The organism is Niallia sp. Man26 (assembly GCF_022049065.2).
Classification (GTDB): Bacteria; Bacillota; Bacilli; order Bacillales; family Cytobacillaceae; genus Niallia.
This window is the reverse complement of record NZ_CP095743.1, coordinates 1,409,273-1,434,470: the sequence shown is the minus strand read 5'-3', so window position 1 is coordinate 1,434,470 and position 25,198 is coordinate 1,409,273. Positions and strand designations below refer to the sequence as shown.

The window sequence follows — 25,198 nt, the reverse complement described above, 5'->3', positions numbered from 1 at the left end:
TTATTATTGGAGAAGAGAATTTGTTATATATACTTGCACTACTTTACCTTCTTGCATTAACTCATTAATCTTTTCTTTCAAATCATTTTCCAACTTAACTTGACCTTCTTTACCTTGCATATCTTTCGGTGTTTTTTCAGAAAGCTCTTGAATGATAATATTCTGAACTTGGAAAATTCGTTTTTCTAGTTCTTCTGCCGCTTTTTTACTATCTGTTTGCACTTTAAAGGATATGCGGATGAAGTTATCGGTTGCTAAATTGGTTGTTAATTCAGGAATATCAATAGAAGCTTCCACTACTTCATCAATCGTAGGTTCTTTCTCCTCTTTCTCTCCTGAAAATTTCCAAATATACACAAATGCTCCTGCTCCAACAAGAGCAATTGTCAGTATTAAAACTAACATAATAACAAGGACTTTATTGTTCTTCATCGTCTCTCTCTCCCAAGTTCGGTAATCCAAAAAGGTTAACAGATTGATAAAAAGCTCTCATTAACTTAACAACTTCTTCTTCTTTTTCTTTCACAACATACTTTCTCCCATTCGCCAATGTAATGGTTGTATCTGGGAAGGATTCTATTGTTTCTATAAATAATGCATTAAGCTTGAAAGTCTTTCCGTTTAATCGAGTAACATTTATCACTGTTATTTACAGGAGAGGGGGATTTCTACTTATCTGCCTCTCCTGCTCCTCCTTTTATTATCGTTTTAAGTTAACTAATTCTTGCAGGATTTCATCAGAAGTAGTGATGATTTTTGTATTAGATTGGAACCCTCTTTGGGCAACAATCATATCTGTAAATTCTTCAGATAAATCAACGTTGGACATTTCTAAATAACCGCTGTTAATTGTTCCAGCTCCGTTTTCATTTGCAAAAGTCAATGTAGCTTCACCAGAGTTACCGGATACTTGGTAAGTGTTGCCACCAGCTTTATCCAAGCCTTCTGGGTTAGAGAACTTCGCAAGCTGAATTTGACCTGCATCTTGTGTTTCACCATTTTCATCCACATATGAGATGCTACCGTCTGTTCCGATACTGAAGGATTGTGCTGATTCAGGAATCGTGCCTGCTCCAGCTAATTTCAATCCGCTTGATGTTACAATGTTTCTGTCTGCATCAAAGTAGAAGTTACCGGATCTTGTATAGAAGTTAGAGCCTGCAGCATCTTGTACCACGAAATATCCATCACCGGAAATCGCTAAATCAAGCGTTCTCCCAGTTGTTTGCATACTTCCTTGTGTATGAATAGTGTCAATGGAAGCAACTTGAGAACCTAGACCAACTTGCTTAGAATTGATACCGCCTGCAGTTGCTGTTGGAGCTGTTGCACCTGCAGATGTTTGGCTGATAAGATCACTGAAAGTTGTTCTCCCTTTTTTAAAGCCATAAGTATTAACGTTAGAAATATTGTTTCCAATAACATCAAGCTTAGTTTGGAAGTTTTTCATACCGCTGATTCCTGAATATAGTGAACGTAACATTTAATTTTCCCCTTTCTAGTAAAAAGCTGCTTCTATCTATCCACAGCTAGGCCTCCATTACAGTCCAGCCTGACTCCCTAATGATTTTTTTTTTATTCATTCATAATTATTGTGCCATTTATATTTGTAAATATTTGCTCAGTTGCTTCTTTACGATTCATTGCCGTAATCACTGTATTATTTTTTGCGCTGACGATTAATGCTGCATCATTAAGCAAAACGAGTGATTCCTTGACTCCCATTTTTTTTGCTTGTTTCACTTTCTGTTCAATCTGCTTCCACTGTTCCTCATCTATCACGATTCCTCGCTGTTCGAGACGTTGTGATGCATGCTTGCTGATTGACAGTTTATCGAGTGAGAGCATTGATGTTTGTAAATGTGATGAAAAAGAAGCATTGCTGCTGTTTGATTTAATTGTCTTTATGCCACTATTGATTACGGCCTGTGATTTTAAAGAAGGATAAATAGGTCTATCCATCTAATCACTTCCTATTCAATTTTCGTAATTTGTCCTGCAGTTATCTGGCTTTGTTTGTCATCATCCAATATAAGCTGGATTTGGCCATTTTTTAATGATACTGACTTAACGACACTGCTAATTTCTTCGTTGTCTGCATTCATGTAGGAAACTGTTTTGCCGATTAGCTGGCTTGCTGTTACTAAATTATTGTCAGCAGATTCACTGTGTACAGTCGAAATGTTTCCAGGGTTGACAACAGTGCCATCCTCAAGCGTAAATTCAACATCTGTTCCTTTATAAGCAATAGATGCAACCTTGCCATTTCCAGATGTAATGGATTGTTCACCATTTTCACCTGTTTCCACTTTCGTCCATGAAACTTCCTTGCCGACAAACTGTCCGTAGGAAATCAAGTTCGATTGTGTTTGCAAGGAGATGAAATTACTCATTGTTGTGTTCATATTTGTCATTTGCTCTAAGCTTGAAAATGTAGCCATTTGAGCTATAAAATCTTTATCTTCCATCGGGTTTGTCGGGTCCTGGTTTTGCAATTGCGTAATAAGAATCTTTAAAAAGTCATCTTTGCCCAGACTTGTGCTACCCGTATTACTTGTTTGATTCTGATAGTTTGATAAATAAAGGGAAGAATCATCGATTTTAGTTGCCAATTAGTAAATCCCCTTTCCTTACAATCCTGCTTGCAGAAGTTCATCCATGAAGCTTGTTTCCTCTTGCTCCTTGTCTGTTGCTTTATTCCCTTCTTTGTCTGCAGGCTGCTGCTGTTTGTTTTCCTGCTGGCTTTGCTGATCCTTTGTTTCTTTGTCCTGTGCTTGTTGAACAAAGGAAACTTCAATCTTGTCAACATTAAGATTTTGTGAGCTCAGCCCATGCTTTAAGCTGTTCATATGAGCATCTAATGCTTCTTTTGCTTGTGCTGTGGTTGTCATTATCTTCGCAACTATATTCCCATCATTTTGCAGTATCTCAATTCTTAATGACCCAAGATTTTCAGGGGCTAGTCTTAATATCAGCTTTTGACTGTTGCCGACTTTCGTAAACGAACTGCTCTTTAAAATATTTTCAAGCTGCTCTTCGAGTTCGTTTCCAGTAACCGGGCTGCCTGAGCCTTGAATTAACGTTAATGCTCCTGGCTTTCCGAAAGAAGCTGTATTTTGAAGCTGTCCTGCAATTGCTGGCATCTTCCATTCTGTTTTGCTTGATGTGTCTGTTTCTTTTGGTTCAGCAGCTGACTCTTGTGTCACTGCCGCAGCTGTTGTTGCTTCTGCCTTCTTTAGTGTTCCAACAAGCAATGGGTTCAGCACCTTATTAGGCAATGCTGGAGCATTATCTTGCTTTTTAGCTAATGTTTCGACTTTTTGAATAATGGCATCTATCAAAGTTTTTACTGCAGTTTGCCCATCTTTTTCTGTACCTGCTTTGCTGCTTGGAGTCCCAGACATGTCATCAGTGGCCTCTTTCTGCAAAATAGCTGCAGCTTCTGCTGCTTGGGAAGCTGTTGGTGATTGACCACCTGCTGCTTGCATTAAGCTTGTGAACAGTTTAGCTAAGCTTTGAATCATATCTGCAGCCTGATTGTTCAAGGAAAGATCAGGATTTTGGCCAGCAACCTGCTGAATTGCCTTTAATTGGTTGATCATTTCTGGAAGGTCAGTATTTGTAAACATGCCGTTTGAAATGTTTGCAATGTCCAGCCCTTTCAACAAATCCATCAATTGGTTGATCACTAGATCGTAAGCTGTTTCTAAAGAATCGGATACATCCTTTCCTTCTTCTCCATTAGCAGCAAGAAGCTGCTGAATCGCAGTTAAGCTTTCTGCGAGTTGCTCTTGATCTACCGGTTCTTCTGTTAAAATATCTGTTAAGCCTTGTAAACTCGCGCTTTTCTCTTGCTCTGGCGCTGCTGTTTCTTGCGGAGCTTTCCCTTTTAACATCCCGCTGATCATTGATGTAAATTTATTTTTATCTGCCGCCTTAAAGGAAAGCTGACTTGATGTATTTCCTGTTGCATTTATCCCCACACTATTAAGCAGCATCTTGTCACCTCCTTTCAGAACATTTCTATAAATGGATTTAATACTGTTTTAAGTGCTGCTATTATCTGTGGCAGTTTCACCTGCAGAATCAGTTGCTGCTAACAGTTCTGTATATTTGCTCGCTACAGAAGGTTCCATTTTCTCTAATATCGACGCAAGTTTAGCAGGTTTAAGGGATGCCAATATTTTCAATCCCTCATTCTCAGACATTTCTGAGATAATGGCCGCCGAATTTTTTGCTGACATTGTTTCATATGTCTTTACAATATCATCGAAGGCTTTTTGTGTTTTTTCTTGTGTATTTTTGAGTTCATCGAGCTGATTCTGGAGCTTGATTTTGTCAACTTTCAAAGCCTTGCTTTCCTCTTCACTCACTTTTAGCTGTGATTCTAGTGTTTCTATATTTGTTTGCTGCTCTTTAAGCTGACTTTCTAAATCTGCGATATTCTGTTTATTGTCTTCAATAATCTGATCTGTTGATGCTTTCTCAGAACTTAGGAATGGAATCTGATTCATTAATTCTTTTCCTTTTGTGACAACATCCGCACCGGAATATACCATTAAGATTAATCCGACGACAACAGCAAACATTATTGGTATAACAACAACCAGCAGAAAACGCTGAAAAAAGTTAAATGATTTCTTTTTATCATCGATTAAGTTATCCATTAGCTACCTAACCTTCCTGGCTGCATATATTGCTGGATGGAGATGTCATCCATCTGCTTTGCCTCTAGTACCTTTTCTGTATGGATAAATTGTAGTAAATCTTTCTCTTTGATTTTGACGAACTTCTTCACTTCCAGGTTTTTATCAATCAACTTCTGCTGATAAAAATTCATGGAGTTCCGTGCGTTAACAACCATTTGCTGACTATGCTCAATCATCTTAGCTAAGTTGTTGATAAAATGCTGATGATGCCTGATTGACTGAACAGAAAGTCCGCTAACAAGCTCGTTCGATTGGTATTCTTCCAATTCTTCCTTGCGCTTCAAGAGCTCATACAGCTTCTCGGCCGCTTCCTCAAAGCGCTTGACAGCTTGGTTGTAGTCCGCGCTCGCCTCATCCTTTTCTCTTTCTTTAATTGTCATGATTTTTTCAAACTTAAACTTATAGCTCATCGGTTATCCCCTACTCCAGATAATGATATTAATGCCTGAACACTTTCTTCTAGGGAGATTTTTTCATCTGTCGATTGCTTGATGTACGATAAAATATCAGGATATAAGCGGATTGCTGTATCGATTTCCAAGGAGGAACCTTTTTTGTATGCCCCGATATTAATTAAATCTTCAGAGTTGATATAGGTGCTCAGTAAATCTCTTAATTTTTCTGCTGCACGCACATGAGCTTTAGGAACAATATGGTTCATGACCCTGCTCACACTTTTCAAAACGTTAACTGCCGGATATTGGCCCTTATTGGCCAGATCCCTGTCTAATACATAGTGACCGTCCAATATCCCCCGAACAGTGTCGGCTATTGGCTCATTCATGTCATCCCCATCAACTAGGACCGTGTAGAAGGCCGTGATGCTGCCATGCTCATTTGTACCTGTTCTTTCTAAAAGCTTCGGCAAGATGGCGAAAACAGATGGAGTATATCCTTTTGTTGTCGGCGGCTCACCGATTGCAAGCCCCACTTCCCTTTGTGCCATCGCAACCCTTGTTACAGAGTCCATCATCAACATTACATTCAAGCCTTTATCACGGAAGTACTCGGCAATTGCTGTTGCAGTATAAGCTCCTTTAATCCGCATTAATGCTGGCTGATCACTTGTTGCAACAACAACGATGGATCGCTTTAAACCTTCTGGACCTAAATCTCTTTCAATGAATTCCCTTACCTCTCTGCCCCGCTCTCCGATGAGGGCGATGACGTTAAGATCCGCTTTCGTGTTTCTGGCAATCATACCGAGCAATGTACTTTTTCCGACACCACTACCTGCGAAAATACCAAGGCGCTGTCCTGTCCCGACAGTAAGAAGACCATCAATCAGTCTAACTCCCACTTCCATTGATTCAGATATAGGCGGACGTTTTAACGGGTTTGGCGGATCTTGGTCAATCGGCACACTTTTTAAGCCTTTTGGAAGGGAAGATCCATCAAGCGGCATACCTAGTGCATCGACGACTGTACCAATCATGCCGGCACCAGCCTTGATTTCTAGAGGATCAGATGTTCCTTCTACAAGGCAGCCTGGCGAAATATCATTCACAGTCGTATATGGCATCAGGATAATCCCGTCTTCCTTAAAGCCTACAACCTCTGCTTTAATGACTCGTTTCTTCTTTGTTCCTATATATATATTGCATACATCACCGATGGAGCTTTCAGGACCTTGCGACTCTATCATAAGACCAACCACTTTTTTCACTCTGCCATAACGTTTATACGGATCGATGGTATCAATCGATGATAGAAGTTCTGCCGCTTTCATCCTCATTCACTCTCCAATAGGTCTAGTAGTTTCTGCTTAATCATTAACAGCTGTGTATCCACACTCGCTTCAATTCTTCCGTTAGCCGTCTCAATAATACAGCCATTTTCTGCTGCTGCTTCATCAGGAAAGATGAACAAGCTTGGCTTAATTGGGAACAGCGCTAATAATTCATCCTTCTCTGACAGAAGATATTGATAATGTAATGGATTAACATGAAGCTGAATTTCCTTTTGATCTCTTGTTTCTTTTAAAACCTTTTTGACTAGCTGTAAGAAATGTTCTTTATTTTCTGAAATGCTTGTCTGAACGATTTTTTCGGCAACCTTCATACCAAGCTCTAAAATTTCCGTTTCTGCACTATTAATATAATTCTCATAGTCCAGCTTGCTAGCTTCAATGATGCTTTTTGCTTGTTCAAGATACTCTGCATACTCTGTGTATCCAGCATTTTGACCCTCGTTGATACCTATTTGGTATCCCTCGCGATGTGCTTCTTCCATCAAAGTGTTTTTTTCTGTTTGCCAGTTATCCTTTTCTTGCTGCAGCAGCTCTCTTGCAGCTGCTGCTTCGCTTTTTGCCTCTTCAAGAATTGCTGCAGCCTCGCGCTTTGCTTGATCAACAATTCGTTTATATTCTTCATCTGATTGAATATCTGCAGTTTGAAAGCTATTCACGTATTTTATGGAGATGATTTTTTCATTTGCCTGTTCTGCATTTGCCAAACTTGATTTAATAAGCCTAGACAATAATATCATCTCCTCCGCCGCGTGCTACGACAATCTCACCAGAGTCTTCTAAACGTCTAATAATAGCAACAATTCTTGATTGAGCTTCTTCGACGTCTTTCAAGCGGACAGGTCCCATGAATTCCATTTCGTCTTTGAAGGACTCGACCATTCTTGCTGACATGTTGCTGAATACAATTTCTTTTACCTCGTCGCCAGAAACCTTTAGTGACAGCATGAGGTCTTCGTTTTCACACTCACGGATAATACGCTGAATTGCACGGTTATCCAATGTAACAATATCCTCGAATACAAACATTCTTTTCTTAATCTCTTCTGCCAATTCAGGATCTTGTATTTCAAGCGCATCTAGAATTGTTCTTTCTGTTGAACGATCGACACCGTTAAGAACTTCAACAACTGCTTCAATGCCGCCTGTTTGTGTGTAATCCTGCGTAACAGTGCTAGATAATTTCCGCTCTAAGATTTGCTCTACTTCATTGATAATTTCCGGCGAAGTGCTGTCCATAACCGCAATCCTTTTTGCGATATCTGCCTGCATTTCTTGAGGCAGTTCAGACAATATTTGTCCAGCCTGAGTAGGATCTAAATAGGATAGAATCAATGAAATTGTCTGTGGATGCTCATTTTGGATAAAGTTCAGGATTTGACTCGGATCTGCTTTTCTTGCAAAATCGAATGGTCTGACTTGCAGTGAAGAAGTCAATCGATTCAAGATAACAGATGCCTGGTCTGATCCTAGCGCTTTTTCCAAGACCGTTTTTGCATAGCCAATACCGCCCTGGGCAATATAATCTTGCGCCAATGCTATGTTATGAAACTCTTCTAGTACCTCTTCCTTTGAAGTGTTCTCTACTTTCTTCACACCAGAAATCTCTAAGGAGAGTTTTTCTATCTCTTCTTCACTCAAATGCTTATAAACAGAAGCTGCTACATCTGGTCCTAAAGATATAAGCAGAACAGCAGCTTTTTGTTTTCCCGTAAGTTCCGTAGCTTCTTTTCTGGCCATCGTTGTCCTCCTAGCCTTATTCCTCTGTTATCCATGTGCGAAGGAGTTTCGCAAAGTCTTCCGGCTTTTCTTTCGCCATTTTCTCTAATTGCTTTCTGCGAAGCGTTCCTTCTGATTCCACTTCTTCGTTTACATCAGGTATTGAGACAGGAGAAATAATTTCTTCTTCCGGCTCTGCTGCTTTCTTCTTGCGTGCTCTAATAACTAAGAAGATTAATAGTCCAATTACTGCTAGCAATACTCCACCAACTGCATAAACCCACCAAGGGATTCCAGCAGATACTGTTTCAGTCGTAGTTGCTTTGCCGTTAAATTGCTGAACAGATACAGCGATTTTATTTTGTAAATCTTCATCAGTAAGATCGCCAGCTGCCGTCTTATCAATAGATGTTCTTACAATCGTGCCTAGCATATTTGTGATGTCATCAATGCTTTCTTGCGGCAGTGATGTCGGATCATCTGCTGTTGGCGGCTCAACCATTACTTGAATACCAAGATCACGGATTTTATAAGGGCTTTCTGAGATTTGCTTTTTAATTCTATTAACCTCGTAATTTATCGTGTCATCGACTTTTTCATAGTCGCCATCACCAGAAGTTGTTGTTTCTGTGTTAGTAGTTGTTGTATCTGTCTCTTCTTCAGCAGCAGGTGTTCCTTGTGCCGCTGCATTTTCTCCCGTGTATGTTTCCGAGATTTTTTGTGCACTTACAGCAATACCTTGCATATTTTCTTCATCAACTGGTGTAACTAGGTTTTCTTCTCTGTTTTCTTGGGTAAAGTCTATATCAGCAGTTACTGAAACCATGACTTTATTTTGTCCCATTAATGTTCCAAGCATTTGCTGTACTTGTCTTTGAATATCCTTTTCAACTTGCTTCTTCACATTGTTTTGAGCAGTGAATGTATCACCTGCTGTATTAGTTGTAGAATTTAGGTCAAAATACTCAAAGTTTTGGTTTGTTATGACGATATTTTCTGTAGGAAGGTTTGGTACACTTTTAGAGACGAGTGTATATAATCCTTTTATTTGACTCTCTGAGAAGTTATAGCCTGCTTTTGTGTTCAGTACAATGGAGGCTGAAGCGTCTCCTGTTTCATCTGATACAAACACACCTTCACTTGGCAATGTAATGACTACATTCGCATCATTGATACCGTCAATCCCCTTGATCAAGTTCGCGATTTCTGTTTGCATTGCATCTAACTTCATGACATTAAACTCATTATCTGTCATTCCAAAGCTTGCATTTTCACTAAAGAACGAATAGTCAATATTTCCTGAGTTTGGAATCCCTTCAGCTGCCAACTCAACTTTCAGCGTGTCAACAACCTCTTCTGGAACACTTATCGTTTTTCCGCCATCAGAAATTTCCGACTTAATTCCTCTGCCATCAAGGTTTTCTTTAATCGCACCTGTTTCGGATGGAGACAGATTGCTGTATAAAGGAACTAAATTTACTCTTGTTAAAAAGAAAACCGCAATACATATCACAAGAAGAAGCAAAAGAACACTGCTTATTAACATTGTCTTTTGCTTTTTCGAACGGTTTGTCCAATATTCTTTTAAAGGATTAAAAAACTTATTCATATTCTCTTTCATTTCTACCCCCGGTTACCGTTATTTTATATGTTAATAACCGCCCCTAATTCCCTAACCTAAATAGACATTCTCATCATCTCTTGGTATGCTTCAACTGCTTTATTTCTAAATTCCATTGTTGCCTGCATCATAATGCTTGCTTTTTGAGAAGTAATCATCACTTGCGATAAGTCGACGTCTTCCCCTTTGGCTAGCTTGTTAGTTAAAGCGTCTGATTCGTTCTGTGCTTTATTTACTTCATTAAGTGAGTCCTTTAAGAAAGAAGCAAAATTCTTTTGAACTTCTGAACCTGTTGCTTTCGCCGTTGTTGCAGAAGAATTATTTAAAGGAAATGCGGATGACACTGCTGGAAAATTTACTGTTGCCATTTAGAATACCTCTACTTTCCAATCTCTAATGTTTTCATAAGCATGCTTTTCGATGCGTTCAATACAGTGACATTCGCCTCATACGATCTCGTTGTACTCATCAAATCAACCATTTCCCTTAACGGGTCTACATTAGGCATTTGTACATAGCCATCTTCGTTCGCATCTGGGTTTTCTGGGTCATACACTAGTTCAAAAGGTGTTTCTGTATCTTCCTCAATCGCACTAACTTTCACACCATTACCTGTTCCATCATTACTTCCTTGTGCTGCACTTAAATGTGATGCAAAGGAATTCCCTTCTTGTGCTTGTAATACGACTGATTTTCTTCTGTACGGCTCCCACTCGCCATTAACTAGCTTTCCTCTTGTCGTTTCTGCATTCGCCATATTGGAGGAAATGACGTCCATCCGCAAGCGGTTTGCACTTAATGCTGTTGCAGTTGTATTCATGCTGTGGAATATCGACATCTTATCTTCCTCCTTTTATGACAGTTGATAGGGAATTGAACTTGCCGCTAATTCTTTCAACAAGTGCATTGTAATAAATCTGGTTTTCTGCCAGTTCACTCATCTCTTTTTCGACATCAACACTGTTACCATTGTTATTGTAAGTAACGTTTTTATCTGTAGTAACATTCACAGAACCAGTTGAGCCTTCGAAATCAAAATGCCTGCTGTCAGTCTTATTTGCATTCATTGCTGTTGACAATGTATTTTTGAAGGATACTTCCTTCGCTTTATAGTTAGGCGTATCGACGTTAGCTATATTTTGCGATATAACCTTCTGTTTTGTATTAGAGTAATTTAACGCACTCTCAAGTGTTGAAATAGTATTTGAAAAAAGTTTCATCACACACCTCTTACATCTATAATTATCGTTTTGTAGAATTTTGCAGTTTAATGACGAATTTTTCACGCGATGTCTATAATTGTAATAAATGAAAAATAATATGTCTATCGGTAGAACCGCAATTTTAATGATTCTATAGTCCTATTTTAGTTAACTTTATGATAAAATCGGTCAATTTTCTAATTAAAAAGGTATATTTTTGTTTTTTATAACCAGCATTTACTTAACAATTAAACGACTAAGTTCATAGTATCAATGAACTATCGGTGAAAAAATATTGTTGTCTATGTAACGAATATAATCGACAGAGATTGTAATGTAAATGAAATTTTATGGAAAAATGTCGAATCATGTAGTTCGAAAATCGCAGATTATCAACATTCTGTTAGAAAAGAATATTATTTCCCACTAATTTCCTGTTAAAAAACAATGTTTTAGAGCAAAAAAAAGAATCTTTTCCAACAAGGAAAAGATTCTTTTTCTATATTAGTTTGCTTTCAATTTTTCTAATTCTAATAAGAACTTATCGTTCAATACTTTAATGTAAGTACCTTTCATACCAAGTGAACGAGATTCAATAACACCAGCACTTTCAAGTTTGCGCAATGCGTTAACGATTACTGATCTTGTTATACCGACTCTGTCTGCAATTTTAGATGCAACTAGAAGTCCTTCATTTCCGTTCAACTCTTCAAAGATATGCTCAATTGCTTCAAGCTCACTGTAAGACAACGAACTGATTGCCATTTGAACAACTGCTTTACTTCTAGCTTCCTCTTCAATTTCTTCTGCTTTTTCACGCAGAATTTCCATTCCAACAACTGTCGCACCATATTCAGCCAAAATAAGGTCATCATCATGGAATTGCTCTTGCAGTCTTGCAAGAATTAACGTACCAAGTCTTTCTCCACCGCCAATGATTGGAACGATAGTTGTCAACCCTTTGCTGAATAGCTCTTTGTTTTCGATTGGGAATGCAGTGTATTCACTTTCCACATCAAGGTTGCTTGAAGTTACTTGAATATTGAAGAGATTATTTGTGTACTCTTCTGGGAACTGACGGTCTTCCAGCATTTTAATCATACGGTCATTTTCGATTTGCTGGTTGATTGCAAAACCTAACAGCTTCCCTCTTCTGCTTACTACAAATATGTTTGCCTCAATTACTTCGCTCAATGTCTCAGACATTTCCTTGAAGTTAACTGGTTTTCCAGCAGCTCTTTGCAGCATCGCATTAATTTTTCTCGTTTTTGACAATAAATCCATTTTCTTTTTCCTCCTATTAACTAAAACCGAAACTATCATTTATTCTTTATCTAATGGCAAGAGCATTTATTTGCTCTAATCATTGTAGGAGTATTTTATTAACAATCTAACACTGACTTAAAGTTAAAGAATAAATTGACTTAAATCTTTATTTCTTGAAATTGCACCTAGTTTTTCTTCTACATATTGCGGTGTAATGGTAATTTTGTCCATTGTTATATCAGGTGCTTCAAACGATAAATCCTCGAGTAATTTCTCAAGAATTGTATGAAGCCTTCTAGCACCAATATTATCTGTGTTCTGATTCACTTCAAAAGCCACTTCAGCTATCTTACGTATAGCATCGTCAGAAAATTCAATTTCTATACCTTCAGTTTGCAGTAATGCTTGATATTGCTTAATCAATGCATTATCCGGCTCGACTAAGATGCGATAGAAATCGTCCACTGTCAGCTTGCCAAGCTCCACACGAATTGGGAAACGACCTTGAAGCTCAGGGATCAAATCTGAAGGCTTGGAGATATGGAAAGCTCCAGCAGCAATGAATAATATATGGTCTGTTTTTACAGAACCATATTTCGTCACAATTGTAGAACCTTCTACTACGGGAAGAATATCACGCTGAACTCCTTCTCTTGAAACATCAGCGGAAGAACCTCCGCTGCTTTTGCTGGCAATTTTGTCGATTTCATCAATAAAGATGATACCCATTTGTTCAGCTCTTACGACTGCCTCTTGTGTAACTTCATCCATATCGATCAGCTTTTGGGCTTCTTCATTCGTCAAGACAACCCTTGCTTCACGTACAGTCAATTTGCGTTTTTTCTTTTTCTTCGGCATGAAACTGCTTAATGCATCTTGCATATTCATCCCCATCTGCTCCATGCCTGAGCCCTGCAGCATATCAAACATCGATGGCTGCTGTTCTTCGACTTCCACTGTAATCACTTCGTTCTCAAGCTCGCCAAGTGCTAATTTTTCTTTAAGCACTTTTCTTTTTTCGTAGCGGCTTGATTCCTCCACAGTCGGCTCCTCTGCTTGAGGTTCTGTGTTTCCGCCGCCGAAAAGCATTTCAAGTGGATTACTGTAATTTTTTTGCTTTTTAGCCGAAGCAGGCATCATCAGATCAACTAGTCGATTATTAGCTGCTGCTTCTGCCCTTTCTTTTACCTGAGCCATCTTTTCTTCTCTTACGATTCGCACAGATGTTTCAACCAAGTCTCTTACCATTGATTCAACATCTCTGCCGACATAACCGACCTCTGTGAATTTAGTAGCTTCCACTTTAACAAATGGAGCGCTGACTATTTTCGCTATACGCCTTGCTATCTCCGTTTTACCTACACCAGTAGGTCCCATCATAAGGATGTTCTTCGGACTGATTTCGTCACGCAGCTTCTCATCAAGCAAACCGCGGCGAAAACGGTTTCTTAACGCAATCGCAACAGCTTTTTTGGCATCCTTTTGCCCAACAATATATTGATCAAGACGTTCTACAATTTGACGAGGTGTTAAGCTTGTGTTCTTATTCATCAAGTAATCCTCTCCTTATAATTCTTCTACAATAATATTATTGTTCGTATATACACAAATATCGCCAGCGATTTCAAGAGCTGCTTTTGCTATTTCGTATGCAGAAAGATGTTCACCTGAGTATTGTTTAAGCGCTCTTCCCGCTGACAGAGCATAGTTACCGCCTGAGCCAATCGCCAAAATTCCATCATCCGGCTCAATTACTTCCCCTGTGCCAGATACAAGCAGCAAATCAGTTTCGTTCATAATGATCAGCATTGCTTCAAGCTTGCGTAAAACCTTATCGCTTCTCCAAAGCTTTGCAAGTTCTACAGCTGCTCTTTGCAGATTCCCATTATACTCTTCCAATTTTCCTTCGAATAGCTCAAATAAGGTAAAGGCATCGGCAACAGAGCCTGCAAAACCTGCGATTACTTTTCCATTAAAAAGTTTTCTTACCTTCTTGGCAGTATGTTTCATCACGACAGCATTGCCGAAAGTGACTTGGCCGTCACCTGACATGGCGCATTTCCCTTTATGTTGAACAGCAAAAATAGTAGTTGCGTGAAACTGTGGCAGTCCAGACATGTTTACTTCCTCCTTTATCCGTTTACAGCTATGCCCTTGGGTGAAAGGACATATATGTTTTTTTTAAGTACTCGCTTGTGACATGCGTATAAATCTGGGTGGACGATAAAAAGGCGTGACCTAATAATTCTTGAACAGTCCGCATATCGGCACCGTTTGCCAAGAGATGTGTAGCAAATGAATGTCTAAGCTTATGCGGATGGATCTTTCCTTTGGCAGCAGAATGTTCCATCATTCGGTTAAGAATGTCGCGTACACCGTTCTCTGTCAGCGGACCACCCTTGTAGTTAACAAATAAATAGGGGTGATTCGTCTTGTATTTATCCATCAGCTTGCTTCTGCAGTTCTTTATGTAAGATTCAAGAGCGGAATGAGCAAAACTCCCAAACGGCACATACCGTTCCTTTTTCCCTTTTCCTTTGACAAGCAATGTCGAGATGCTGAAATCAATATCCTTCATCTCGATTTTTGTACATTCGCCAACCCGGATTCCTGTTGCGTACAGGAGCTCCAGGATGGCGACATTTCTTTTTCCAAGCATGCTTGTCGTATCTACCGAACGAAAGATATGCTGCAATTCTTCTTCGTAAAAGAAATCAGGCAGTCTGCTTTCAAGTTTCGGTATGCTGATAACGGCAAAGGGGTTAGATCCCACTATATTTTCTCTTGCTAAAAATCGATAAAAGCTCCGAAGGCTTGAAATTTTGCGGGCAATTGATTTTCTTGCAAGCTCTTCATGGAAAAGCTCTGTCAAAAAAATCCGCACCTCTTGGGCGCTTACTTCCTGTACATGTTCAAGCAGCTGCTTGGACATAAATAGATAAAATTGCTGGATGTCCTTTTTGTAGACATCAATCGTATATGGTGAGCAGTTTTTTTCAATCTTCAAGTATTCAATAAACAGGTTCAAGAAAGCGTTTTGTTCCTTATTCATTGCTTCACCTCACAACGGCTTCACTATATTAACATACTTTGTAGCGACAAGCAATTAATTTACACATTCTTCATAAAGTTCTGAATTGTTTCCAACGCTCTGTTAGCGTGCTGTTCATATCTTTCTTTTTTCCCTTTTATTCTAGTTGGTAATTCAGGGAAAAGTCCAAAATTAGCATTCATCGGCTGGAAGTTTTTAGCATTCGTCTTTGTGATATAGCTAGCCATGCTTCCAATCGCTGTTTCAACAGGGAATTGAATTGGTTCTTCGCCGTTAACAAGCTTCGCTGCATTAATACCTGCTACAAGTCCGCTCGCTGCTGATTCTACATAACCTTCTACGCCTGTCATTTGGCCTGCGAAGAATAAGTTTGGACGGTTTTTGAATTGATATGTTGCATTTAGAACCTTCGGTGAATTAATGAATGTATTTCTGTGCATAACACCATAGCGAACAATTTCAGCGTTTTCAAGACCTGGTATTAATTGTAGCACTTCTTTTTGAGGTCCCCATTTTAAATGTGTCTGAAAACCGACAATATTGTACAATGTGCCTGCAGCGTCATCCTGACGTAGCTGAACAACTGCATAAGGGCGTTTTCCTGTTTTCGGATCTTCTAAACCAACTGGCTTCATCGGTCCAAACAGCATTGTCTTTCTCCCTCTTGAAGCCATCACTTCAATCGGCATGCATCCTTCGAAGAAAATCTCTTTTTCAAATTCCTTCAAAGGTACAGTTTCAGCACTAATTAGCGCTTCATAAAATCGATCAAATTCCTCTTCTGTCATCGGACAGTTCAGATAAGCTGCTTCCCCTTTATCATAACGGGATTTCAAGTAGACCTTATCTAAGTCTATGCTGTCTTTTTCGATGATAGGAGCAGCTGCATCATAAAAGTACAAATAATCTTCCCCTGTAAGCTCCTTTAGACTTTCTGAAAGAGCTGCACTCGTAAGTGGTCCTGTCGCAATAACAGTTACCCCTTCTGGTATAGAAGTAACCTCTTCATTAATAACTGTTACATTGGGATGGTTCTTCACCATTTCTGTCACTCTGCCAGCAAACTCATGTCTGTCCACTGCAAGTGCTCCACCTGCCGGCACTGCGCAAAGATCCGCAGACTCAATAATAACAGAGTCCAGTCTTCTCATTTCTTCTTTTAGAACACCAACTGCATTAGTAAGTGCATTTCCTCTTAATGAGTTGCTGCATACAAGCTCTGCAAATTTATCAGTATGATGGGCAGGCGTCTGCTTGACAGGTCTCATTTCATAAAGGTTTACCTTAATACCTCTTTTCGCTATTTGCCATGCTGCTTCACTTCCTGCAAGTCCTGCACCGATGACATTTACTACCTTTTGTGTATCTTGCATTGTAAATCCTCCAACTTTTTTAAATATCTATATGTTTTTATATGGGCGATAGCATTTTTATCATGCATATGTATGCTAATTCCTATCCGTTTTCGGTAGAAAGACTAGAAAAAAACAAAAGTCCATACAGTTTCGGCTTAAAATTATATCCTTTAGCATTTTACACTACGTTTGCCAAGTTGAAAAGTTTCAACTAAAGATTAATTATTTAAGAAACTTCAGGAGACACTTCTTCAAAAACACACGGAAAGAGTGAGCATGGACCGCTCACTCTTTTTTTAGCTTTGAGGTTCTTCCTTATAGTCACACTCTACACATTGGACCTGGACACCTTTTTTCAGCTTTTTCTCTACAAGCATATTATCACATTTCGGACATGGACGCTGTATTGGTTTATCCCATGAAATGAAATCGCACTCCGGAAAACGGTCACAGCCGTAGAAAATTCGGCGTTTTTTGCTTTTTCTTTCAATAATATTACCTTCGCGGCACTTAGGACATTTCACACCGATTTCCTTGACAATTGCCTTCGTATTGCGGCAATCCGGGAAATTACTGCATGCCATAAACTTGCCATATCTGCCCATTTTAAATACCATCGGACTGCCGCATTCCTCACAGTCTTCCCCTGCAGGCTCATCCTTTATTTCGACAGATTGCATTTCTTTTTCAGCTTTTTCGAGACTTTGTTCAAAAATCTTATAAAAACTATCGATTACCTTTACCCAATTGATCTGGCCTGACTCAATATTATCAAGATTCTGCTCCATATGTGCTGTAAATTCAACGTCAAGGATTTCCGGGAAAAACTCGAGAATCAATTCATGAATGATTTCTCCAAGCTCAGTCGGTATAAATCTTTTGTTATCGAGAGCCACATACCCGCGTTTTTGGATAGTATCCAAAGTCGGCGCAAATGTGGAAGGACGGCCAATTCCAAGCTCTTCTAATGTTTTAACAAGCCTTGCTTCCGTATACCTTGGTGGCGGCTGTGTGAAGTGCTGCTTCGGATTGATGTCCTTATTGATGACTTCATCTCCCTCTTGCAAATCAGGAAGCTGTTTGTTCTGCTCTTCAACCGCATCATCTGATCCTTCCACATACACCTTCATAAACCCAGGAAACTTAATCTTTGAACCTGTTGCACGGAATATGACATCCCCGTTACGTAAATCTACACTCATTGTATCCATCACAGCAGGCGCCATTTGGCTTGCAATGAATCTTTCCCAGATCAGCTTATACAAGCGAAGCTGGTCTCGAGAAAGGTGCTCTTTCAGGGAGTTTGGCTCCTTGAACGTACTTGTAGGTCTTACCGCTTCATGGGCATCCTGTGCATTTGTATTTTTCTTTTCTTTGCGGTTTTCTTCTTTCGTATACTCTTTTCCGTAGTTGGCTGTTATATATTCATACGCTTCATTTTGAGCCACTTCAGAAATACGGGTTGAGTCTGTTCTCATATAGGTGATTAAACCGACTGTCCCTTCTTTTTTGCCTAAATCTATTCCTTCATAAAGCTGCTGGGCAAGCATCATTGTCTTTTTCGCCCTGAAGTTTAGCTTTCGCGCAGCTTCCTGCTGTAGGGAGGATGTTGTAAAAGGTACTGCTGGGTTTCGTTTACGTTCCTTCTTCGTTACCTTCTCAACAGTAAATTTATTGCCATTGAGCTGTTTTTTAATATTGTCTACATCCGCTTGAGAATGCAGCTCCATTTTTTTATTTTTCAGCCCGTAAAAAGCTGCTTCAAAGCTTGTTTTCCCTTTTGCGAAGTCTGATTCAATTGTCCAGTACTCTTCCGGTTCGAATGCTTTAATCTCTTTTTCTCTGTCGATGATTAAACGAACTGCGACAGATTGCACTCTTCCTGCGCTAAGCCCTTTTTTGACCTTTTTCCATAACAGCGGGCTGATGTTGTAGCCTACTAGGCGATCAAGCACCCGTCTTGCTTGCTGGGAATCAACTAGATCCATATTAATTGGACGGGGGTGTTTAAATGATTCTTTAATGGCGTCTTTTGTGATTTCATTAAATACGACACGGCAATCCGAATCTACATCAACCTGCAGACTGTTGGCTAAATGCCAGGCAATTGCTTCCCCTTCTCTATCGGGGTCGGCTGCAAGATAAATCTTTTTTGCCTTTTTGGCTGCTGTCTTCAATTCTTTAAGAACAGGACCTTTTCCGCGGATCGTTATGTACTTCGGTTCATATTCTTTATCAGTATCAACACCCATTTGGCTTCTTGGTAGATCTCTTATATGTCCCATTGATGCTTTTACTTTATATTTTTTTCCTAAATAACGTTCAATCGTTTTTGCCTTTGCAGGCGACTCTACGATTACTAGAAACTCTGACATCCAACGTCCTCCTTAGAGGGATAATAAATATTCACTATTATTGTATACTATGATCTCTTTTGTCAAACATTACGAAAAAAGTAAACGGTTACACCGTTATTATATGAATGAAAATCCATAAAAATTAAAGTTATATCTGTGCAAACAGTATAACAAATTCAAAAAAATAGCAATACCTTTTTAAAAATTTTTGAAAATAGATGAAAAACATTTTTTTCCTTTTCTATTCTATTTTATGGATAATATTCCCACTCTTCTAATATATCAGTCGCACATAAAACTGGCTTTGCTCCTTGTTTTATCAAGTCATTCGGTCCAAAAGAAGTGGGGCTGAATATGCTGCCAGGAACAGCAAAAACATCTCTTCCTTCTTGCAAAGCAAGATGCGCTGTGATTAACGAGCCGCTTTTTCTTTTTGCCTCGACAACAAGCGTTCCCCTTGAGAGGCCGCTTATGATCCGGTTGCGCATTGGGAAATGCCATTTTAATGGTTTTGTATCTGGTGGATACTCTGATAAAAGAAGATGTGATCTTGTTATTTTATCTGCAAGTAAAATATTTTCCTTTGGATAAATATGCTTAAATCCTCCTGCAATAATGGCGATTGTCTTGCCGTTATGTTCGTCTGCTGTCCTATGAGCAATAGCATCCACACCTTTTGCTAGACCGCTGACAATTACTACTCGTTCGCGAACAAGTTTAGTCATCATGGCTATAATTACTTGTTTACTGTAAACTGTCGGATAACGGGAGCCTACAATTGCCAACTTTCGCTGCTCCTGCAAAAAAGACAGATCTCCTTTTGCATAAAGCACCCATGGAGGCTGATATATTTCTTTTAACAAGCTTGGATATGCAGGATCAAAATAAGTGATGGTTTGTATTCCTAATGTGGCGTATTGGTGGATAGTTTGCTGGATGGAGTGTGAGTGAAAGTCTGTAACGATTTTTTGAAGGGGACGGTTGAGGGCGTGCAGATCAGGGTCTGCTTTGAGGAGAGTGTAGATCCTTTTCCAAGACATATTGCGGCAATGATGGAGCTGTATTAATCTTTCTCTAAAACTTTTTAGCAAGTAACTCAATTCCTTTCTCACAATATTCTATGCAAAGTATAAAAATACAAACCTTGCTATCTCTATTATAATCATTTCTTGCTATAGTTTCCAAAGATTTGCTATATAATAGAAGAAACACGTCGTTTTTTTGCAGCATAAAAAGACTAGCCCAACTGCATGGCGCAAAAGGGGGCTAGTCTTTTTTTTAAAATCAGACTCTGCTTTCTTCTACCTGATGGGTTTTGCACTTGTCGAAAAGATCTGTTTCTTTGAGAACTTCAATTAATGTTGCACCCATTTCAGCAGGTGTAGGAGCTACTTTAATGCCGCACTCGTTCATTGTTTTAATCTTTTCATCAGCAGTCCCCTTGCCTCCTGAAATGATGGCGCCCGCATGGCCCATTCTTTTTCCTGGAGGTGCCGTTCTACCGCCGATAAAGCCGACTACAGGCTTTGTCATATTGGCTTTTACCCATTCAGCCGCTTCTTCTTCTGCTGTTCCGCCGATTTCACCAATCATAATAACAGCATAAGTATCTTCATCTTCGTTAAATTGCTTTAAGACGTCAATGAAATCAGTTCCATTAACCGGGTCTCCGCCAATTCCTACCGCTGTAGACTGCCCTATTCCCGCCTGTGTAAGCTGATGGACAGCTTCGTATGTCAAAGTACCAGAACGGGATACAACGCCTACATGGCCCTTTGTATGGATATAACCAGGCATAATTCCTATCTTGCATTCTTCAGGAGTAATAACTCCCGGACAGTTCGGTCCTATTAATCTTGTCTTTTTGCCTTCCATATATCGCTTAACCTTCACCATATCAAGAACTGGAATATGTTCTGTAATACAAATCGTCAAGTCAAGCTCTGCATCTACAGCTTCCATAATAGCATCTGCTGCAAACGGGGCAGGCACATAGTTGACAGACACTGTCGCGTTTGTCGCTTCAACAGCTTCTTTCATCGTATTGAAGACCGGCACACCTTCTACATCCGTGCCACCCTTGCCTGGTGTTACCCCTGCAACAATTTTTGTGCCATATTCGAGCATTTGCTTCGTATGAAAAAGAGCCGTTGCCCCTGTAATACCTTGAACAATGACTTTTGTTTCTTTATTGATGAATATGCTCATTGATTTCTCCTCCTTTTTGTACATATGACACGATTTTTTCTGCACCGTCCGCCATGGAGCTTGCAGATATTATATTGATGCCTGATTCATTAAGAATTTTTTGGCCAAGCTCTACATTTGTCCCTTCCAGTCTAACAACAAGCGGCACCTGCAGGCTCACCTGTTTAGCTGCTTCAACGATACCTTCTGCAATGATATCGCATTTCATAATTCCACCGAATATATTAACAAAAATGCCCTTCACTTTTTCATCTGACAGAATGATCTTAAATGCTTCAGTAACTTTTTCAGCTGTCGCACCGCCGCCAACATCAAGGAAGTTTGCCGGCTCTCCGCCGTAATGCTTCACGATATCCATTGTAGCCATTGCAAGACCAGCACCATTTACCATGCAGCCGATATTTCCGTTCAAGGCAATATAACTCAAATCAAATTTTGAAGCTTCCAGTTCCTTCTCATCCTCTTCATCCAAATCACGGTATGCAAGAATATCCTTATGTCTGTACAAGGCATTGGAATCGAAGTTCAGCTTAGCATCGAGCGCCATTACATCGCCCTCTTCTGTCAATACAAGAGGATTGATTTCGGCAATTGAGCAATCTTTTTCACAAAATACACGATAAAGGCCTGTCATAAAAGCAACCGCTTTATTTACTTGAGGACCAGGGATATTGATGGCAAATGCAACTCTTCTAGCCTGGAAAGGAGTTAGCCCAGTCAGCGGGTCAATAACTTCCTTGATGATTTTTTCAGGCTGTGTTGCTGCAATTTCCTCAATCTCTGTTCCGCCTTCTTCTGATGCCATCAAGACAATCCGGGAAGTGGAGCGGTCGACTACAAAGCCAATATAGTATTCCTTCTTAATACGGCAGCCTTCTTCAATCAGCAAACGTTTAACAACTTTTCCTTCAGGACCAGTCTGATGTGTGACAAGCGTGCTTCCTAAAATCTGTTCAGCATATTGCTTCACTTCATCGAGAGACTTAGCAACCTTGACACCGCCAGCTTTCCCTCTTCCTCCGGCATGAATCTGCGCCTTAACAACCCATGCATCACTGTTTAAATGCTCAGCAGCAAACAGGGCCTCTTCCACGGTAAAAGCAACACTTCCTTTAGGAACAGCTACACCGTTTAATGCTAGAATTTCTTTCCCTTGATATTCGTGAATATTCATTCTCCCACACCCCTTTTGCTAAAATTTCTTTCGCTTCTTGCCAGGTTCATTAGTGCATACTCTTACTTATGTACGAGGACGAAAAAAAATGGCTTTTTTCCTTCTCGACAAAAAAATATTTTTTCCAATTTAAAAGGACCCCTTCCTTTTAAAAAGTATCTTTAATACTGTATTAATATTCTTTATCAACACAATATTTTCTTACTTTTTGGAAAAAACACTCTATTGTTCACGCTTTCATTTTATAAAAAAGCAACCGTTTTGTCTATCAAAAAGGCTCTATTTTCCAATAAAAAAATAATCCCCTTCGTTTAGGGGACTAATATACTAGATTTCCTTTTGTGTGCCATAGGTTTTATCAAGCTTATAAATAAAAGCAAACACCTCTGCGACAGCCTGATATAAATCTTCCGGTACTTGTTCCTGGATATTGAGCTTGCTTAACAGTTCCACAAGGGATGGATCTTCTTGGATTGGCACTCCATTTTCTTTCGCCTTCTCCACGATATTGTCGGCAATCAACCCGCTCCCCTTAGCAGCTACTATTGGAGCTGCATGCTGATGCTGCTTGTAGCTTAAAGCCACCGCTTGCCTTCGCTGGTTTTCCTTATCCTTGTTCTTCATATTCTGTAATCTACCCCCTTGTAGTAGGCAGAGTTATTTCGCTTTGAATCTAAATCTATTTTCTTCTCTTTATCTTCTTGAAAGGATTTAAAATCTATTGATGACAGACTGTATTGGACTTCGTTCAATTTTTCTCGCAAACCTGCAAGCATACTTTTCATAAGCGGCTCAATCTCACGGTTTTCATTAAAGACCGTTAAATGAACAATCCTCTTTTGCACATGCATATCAATGGCTGTTTCTTTTAAATATGCTAAATCAAGATAAAAAAGGATACGGCAAAAGTCTGCGTCTATTTTTCCGTCTTTCGTTTTCTTTCCACTGTATTGCAGGGTTGCATCCATGGAATGATGCTGAAAATGAAGGGGAAATTGAAGCATCAGCTGCGTAATAGGTCCTGAATCCTGACTTAATAGCTGCAAACCTGTTATCTTGTCCGTAAGGGCATTTGCTAACTCCTTTACAGAAGCGGGAGCATCTTGTTTTAATACATCAAGCAGGAGCGGTTTTAGCTGGTTCCATTGAGCTCCTTTGCCTCCGTCCGGATTGTTCAAAAGTTCATTTTCATAAGAAAACCCAATTGTATGCAGCAGTCTTTGCAAATGCTCTTTGATGGCACCGCCATCTGGCAAATCAACATTTTTACCCGTCTCAAACAACCTTAATGTTTCCTCGAGCTTTGGAAGAGAGAGTTGTTGAGCACTCATCTCACTCAGCAATTTACCAGCAAGATTGTTCATCGTATTGCCGTCCCTTGTTGCCATTAGGCTTGTAAACACCTTCTCTGTGAACGGAAGATTTCTCTGCAGCATTTCCTTAATTGTTTCGATAGCTTTCGAGCTGTCTTGTGCTGATTCCATCCATTTTCCAGCAAGGAAGAGCATTTCTTTATTGAACGGCATTTTTTCATTTAGCAATTGGGCTGCCAAGTTTTTCAGATCATTTGTACGAGGCAAGGACCATTGCTCAAGAAGAGAGTCAGCCCCCCCATCAAGATTTACTGGACTTGCTGCTGATAATACCTTTAAGCTAAGCTTCCCATCTTCATTGTCTTGAACTTGAAACCAATAGTTCTTGTCTGTGCTTAAGGGAGCAGAAAGTTCTGCAAGGAGCCTTTGGCTTCCTGCCTGCACTTCAGCCATATTGTTGGGAAAATGCTTATTAACATGCCCCATTATAATTTGGCCTTGGCGAAGCTCCAGCAGCTTTGAGCTGATTGTTCTTTCTAGATTTGGTTGAAAACTTGGTCCAATTCGTATGTCATTCATTTACATGCTCCTATTCTCCTCTGCCATTTCCTTAATTGGCGAAAAGCTTTTGCGATGATGAATTGTATATCCCTCTCTGTCTAAAGCAAGAAGATGTTCCTTTGTGCCGTAACCCATATTACTCGCAAAACCGTATGCTGGAAATTCTTTATCAAGCTCTCTCATCATTTCATCTCTCGTGACTTTCGCAATAATGCTAGCAGCAGCAATGGAAACACTTTTACTGTCTCCTTTTATAATCGATTTGCTTGGATATGGAACGTCAAGCTTCATCGCATCAATCAACAGGAAGTCAGGCTGCTGATCAAGATTTTGAAGGGCTGCAAGCATTCCTTTTTTGGTCGCCTCGTATATGTTTATACGGTCAATTTCCGCAGGAGCGATAATGCCTACTCCAATAGAAACGGCTTCCTTTTGGATAATCTCGTAAAATTGCTCTCTTTTTGCTTCAGACAGTTTTTTTGAATCATCTATTCCAGGCAAATAAAAGTTTTCCGGGAGTATAACAGCTGCTGTTACAACGGGACCTGCAAGCGGGCCTCTTCCCACTTCATCAATACCTGCAATATATGTATATCCTTGCTTTCTTAGTTCTGTTTCATATGTGCAGAGCTCTACAAAACGGGCATGAAGCTGCAACTCTTTTTCCTTTTGCTTTTCCCATGCAGTTACGAGCTTTTGCACTCCGACTCTTTTGTCTTCTTTTATCGTCTCCCAGTAAGGGTCATTATTGTCTGTTATATCCTCTAATCTAGCTTTTATTTCTTTTAATGTTACATTTGCCACTGTTGAAACTTCCCTTCTCTCTCTTTATATCGTCCCATATTATGAAAGATTTAAGTACAAGTTATGTATCCTCAAAATCAAAAAAGAGAAGTGCCCAAAATAATGGTCAA

General features: G+C 39.6%; 27 protein-coding genes. All 27 read right to left on the bottom strand.

Annotated elements, in window-relative coordinates:
* Positions 1-3 precede the first annotated feature (3 nt).
* Entirely contained in the window at positions 4-432 is a 429-nt protein-coding gene (fliL, locus tag L8T27_RS07150; protein ID WP_233314392.1) for a flagellar basal body-associated protein FliL, read from the bottom strand.
* Positions 419-643 (bottom strand): flagellar FlbD family protein, encoded by a 225-nt coding sequence (locus L8T27_RS07145; RefSeq protein WP_237941185.1) that lies wholly within the window; start codon positions 641-643, stop codon positions 419-421. The genes fliL and L8T27_RS07145 overlap by 14 nt, the downstream gene beginning before the upstream one ends.
* A gap of 57 nt (positions 644-700) precedes the next feature.
* Positions 701-1,483: a flagellar basal body rod protein FlgG gene (flgG, locus tag L8T27_RS07140; protein ID WP_237941184.1), complete on the bottom strand. Its 783-nt coding sequence runs from the start codon at positions 1,481-1,483 to the stop codon at positions 701-703.
* A 92-nt stretch (positions 1,484-1,575) separates the two neighbouring features.
* Positions 1,576-1,962, bottom strand: coding sequence for a TIGR02530 family flagellar biosynthesis protein (locus L8T27_RS07135; RefSeq protein WP_233314395.1), 387 nt, complete (start codon positions 1,960-1,962; stop codon positions 1,576-1,578).
* Positions 1,963-1,973: 11 nt separating this feature from the next.
* Positions 1,974-2,612 (bottom strand): flagellar hook assembly protein FlgD, encoded by a 639-nt coding sequence (gene flgD / locus L8T27_RS07130; protein ID WP_233314396.1) that lies wholly within the window; start codon positions 2,610-2,612, stop codon positions 1,974-1,976.
* 18 nt (positions 2,613-2,630) lie between these two features.
* Positions 2,631-3,998, bottom strand: coding sequence for a flagellar hook-length control protein FliK (locus L8T27_RS07125; protein WP_237941183.1), 1,368 nt, complete (start codon positions 3,996-3,998; stop codon positions 2,631-2,633).
* Positions 3,999-4,046: 48 nt separating this feature from the next.
* Complete coding sequence (locus L8T27_RS07120; protein ID WP_233314398.1) at positions 4,047-4,667, bottom strand: MotE family protein; 621 nt, start codon at positions 4,665-4,667, stop codon at positions 4,047-4,049.
* Complete coding sequence (gene fliJ, locus L8T27_RS07115) at positions 4,667-5,119, bottom strand: flagellar export protein FliJ (RefSeq protein ID WP_233314399.1); 453 nt, start codon at positions 5,117-5,119, stop codon at positions 4,667-4,669. The genes L8T27_RS07120 and fliJ overlap by 1 nt, the downstream gene beginning before the upstream one ends.
* Positions 5,116-6,438, bottom strand: a complete 1,323-nt coding sequence (fliI, locus tag L8T27_RS07110; protein WP_233314784.1) for a flagellar protein export ATPase FliI — start codon at positions 6,436-6,438, stop codon at positions 5,116-5,118. Before fliI ends, fliJ begins: the two co-directional genes overlap by 4 nt.
* Before the next feature lie 2 nt (positions 6,439-6,440).
* A complete protein-coding gene (gene fliH, locus L8T27_RS07105) occupies positions 6,441-7,187 on the bottom strand; it encodes a flagellar assembly protein FliH (protein ID WP_233314400.1) in 747 nt (248 codons plus the stop codon).
* On the bottom strand, positions 7,180-8,196 hold the full coding sequence (gene fliG / locus L8T27_RS07100; protein WP_233314401.1) for a flagellar motor switch protein FliG: 1,017 nt from the start codon (positions 8,194-8,196) through the stop codon (positions 7,180-7,182). The genes fliH and fliG overlap by 8 nt, the downstream gene beginning before the upstream one ends.
* Positions 8,197-8,212: 16 nt before the next feature.
* On the bottom strand, positions 8,213-9,796 hold the full coding sequence (gene fliF / locus L8T27_RS07095) for a flagellar basal-body MS-ring/collar protein FliF (RefSeq protein ID WP_233314402.1): 1,584 nt from the start codon (positions 9,794-9,796) through the stop codon (positions 8,213-8,215).
* A gap of 56 nt (positions 9,797-9,852) precedes the next feature.
* Positions 9,853-10,164, bottom strand: a complete 312-nt coding sequence (gene fliE / locus L8T27_RS07090; RefSeq protein WP_233314403.1) for a flagellar hook-basal body complex protein FliE — start codon at positions 10,162-10,164, stop codon at positions 9,853-9,855.
* An 11-nt stretch (positions 10,165-10,175) separates the two neighbouring features.
* Entirely contained in the window at positions 10,176-10,634 is a 459-nt protein-coding gene (gene flgC / locus L8T27_RS07085; RefSeq protein ID WP_233314404.1) for a flagellar basal body rod protein FlgC, read from the bottom strand.
* 1 nt (position 10,635) lies between these two features.
* Positions 10,636-11,016, bottom strand: a complete 381-nt coding sequence (flgB, locus tag L8T27_RS07080; RefSeq protein WP_233314405.1) for a flagellar basal body rod protein FlgB — start codon at positions 11,014-11,016, stop codon at positions 10,636-10,638.
* 486 nt (positions 11,017-11,502) lie between these two features.
* Positions 11,503-12,282 (bottom strand): GTP-sensing pleiotropic transcriptional regulator CodY, encoded by a 780-nt coding sequence (gene codY, locus L8T27_RS07075; RefSeq protein WP_233314406.1) that lies wholly within the window; start codon positions 12,280-12,282, stop codon positions 11,503-11,505.
* A 123-nt stretch (positions 12,283-12,405) separates the two neighbouring features.
* Complete coding sequence (gene hslU / locus L8T27_RS07070) at positions 12,406-13,815, bottom strand: ATP-dependent protease ATPase subunit HslU (protein ID WP_233314785.1); 1,410 nt, start codon at positions 13,813-13,815, stop codon at positions 12,406-12,408.
* A 15-nt stretch (positions 13,816-13,830) separates the two neighbouring features.
* A complete protein-coding gene (hslV, locus tag L8T27_RS07065; RefSeq protein ID WP_233314786.1) occupies positions 13,831-14,373 on the bottom strand; it encodes an ATP-dependent protease subunit HslV in 543 nt (180 codons plus the stop codon).
* Positions 14,374-14,410: 37 nt separating this feature from the next.
* A complete protein-coding gene (gene xerC / locus L8T27_RS07060) occupies positions 14,411-15,316 on the bottom strand; it encodes a tyrosine recombinase XerC (protein ID WP_233314407.1) in 906 nt (301 codons plus the stop codon).
* Positions 15,317-15,375: 59 nt separating this feature from the next.
* Positions 15,376-16,689 carry an FADH(2)-oxidizing methylenetetrahydrofolate--tRNA-(uracil(54)-C(5))-methyltransferase TrmFO gene (gene trmFO, locus L8T27_RS07055; RefSeq protein WP_233314408.1) on the bottom strand — a complete coding sequence of 438 codons (1,314 nt, stop codon included), beginning with the start codon at positions 16,687-16,689 and terminating at the stop codon, positions 15,376-15,378.
* Positions 16,690-16,967: 278 nt separating this feature from the next.
* A complete protein-coding gene (gene topA, locus L8T27_RS07050; RefSeq protein ID WP_233314409.1) occupies positions 16,968-19,046 on the bottom strand; it encodes a type I DNA topoisomerase in 2,079 nt (692 codons plus the stop codon).
* A gap of 233 nt (positions 19,047-19,279) precedes the next feature.
* Positions 19,280-20,119, bottom strand: a complete 840-nt coding sequence (dprA, locus tag L8T27_RS07045; protein WP_237941182.1) for a DNA-processing protein DprA — start codon at positions 20,117-20,119, stop codon at positions 19,280-19,282.
* A 193-nt stretch (positions 20,120-20,312) separates the two neighbouring features.
* Positions 20,313-21,236 (bottom strand): succinate--CoA ligase subunit alpha, encoded by a 924-nt coding sequence (gene sucD, locus L8T27_RS07040; protein WP_233314411.1) that lies wholly within the window; start codon positions 21,234-21,236, stop codon positions 20,313-20,315.
* Positions 21,217-22,410, bottom strand: a complete 1,194-nt coding sequence (gene sucC, locus L8T27_RS07035; protein ID WP_233314412.1) for an ADP-forming succinate--CoA ligase subunit beta — start codon at positions 22,408-22,410, stop codon at positions 21,217-21,219. Before sucC ends, sucD begins: the two co-directional genes overlap by 20 nt.
* 327 nt (positions 22,411-22,737) lie before the next feature.
* Entirely contained in the window at positions 22,738-23,034 is a 297-nt protein-coding gene (locus L8T27_RS07030) for an EscU/YscU/HrcU family type III secretion system export apparatus switch protein (protein WP_233314413.1), read from the bottom strand.
* On the bottom strand, positions 23,031-24,302 hold the full coding sequence (locus L8T27_RS07025) for a hypothetical protein (RefSeq protein ID WP_237941181.1): 1,272 nt from the start codon (positions 24,300-24,302) through the stop codon (positions 23,031-23,033). Before L8T27_RS07025 ends, L8T27_RS07030 begins: the two co-directional genes overlap by 4 nt.
* Positions 24,303-25,088 carry a ribonuclease HII gene (locus tag L8T27_RS07020; RefSeq protein ID WP_237941180.1) on the bottom strand — a complete coding sequence of 262 codons (786 nt, stop codon included), beginning with the start codon at positions 25,086-25,088 and terminating at the stop codon, positions 24,303-24,305. It abuts the gene before it with no gap.
* Positions 25,089-25,198: the final 110 nt, after the last annotated feature.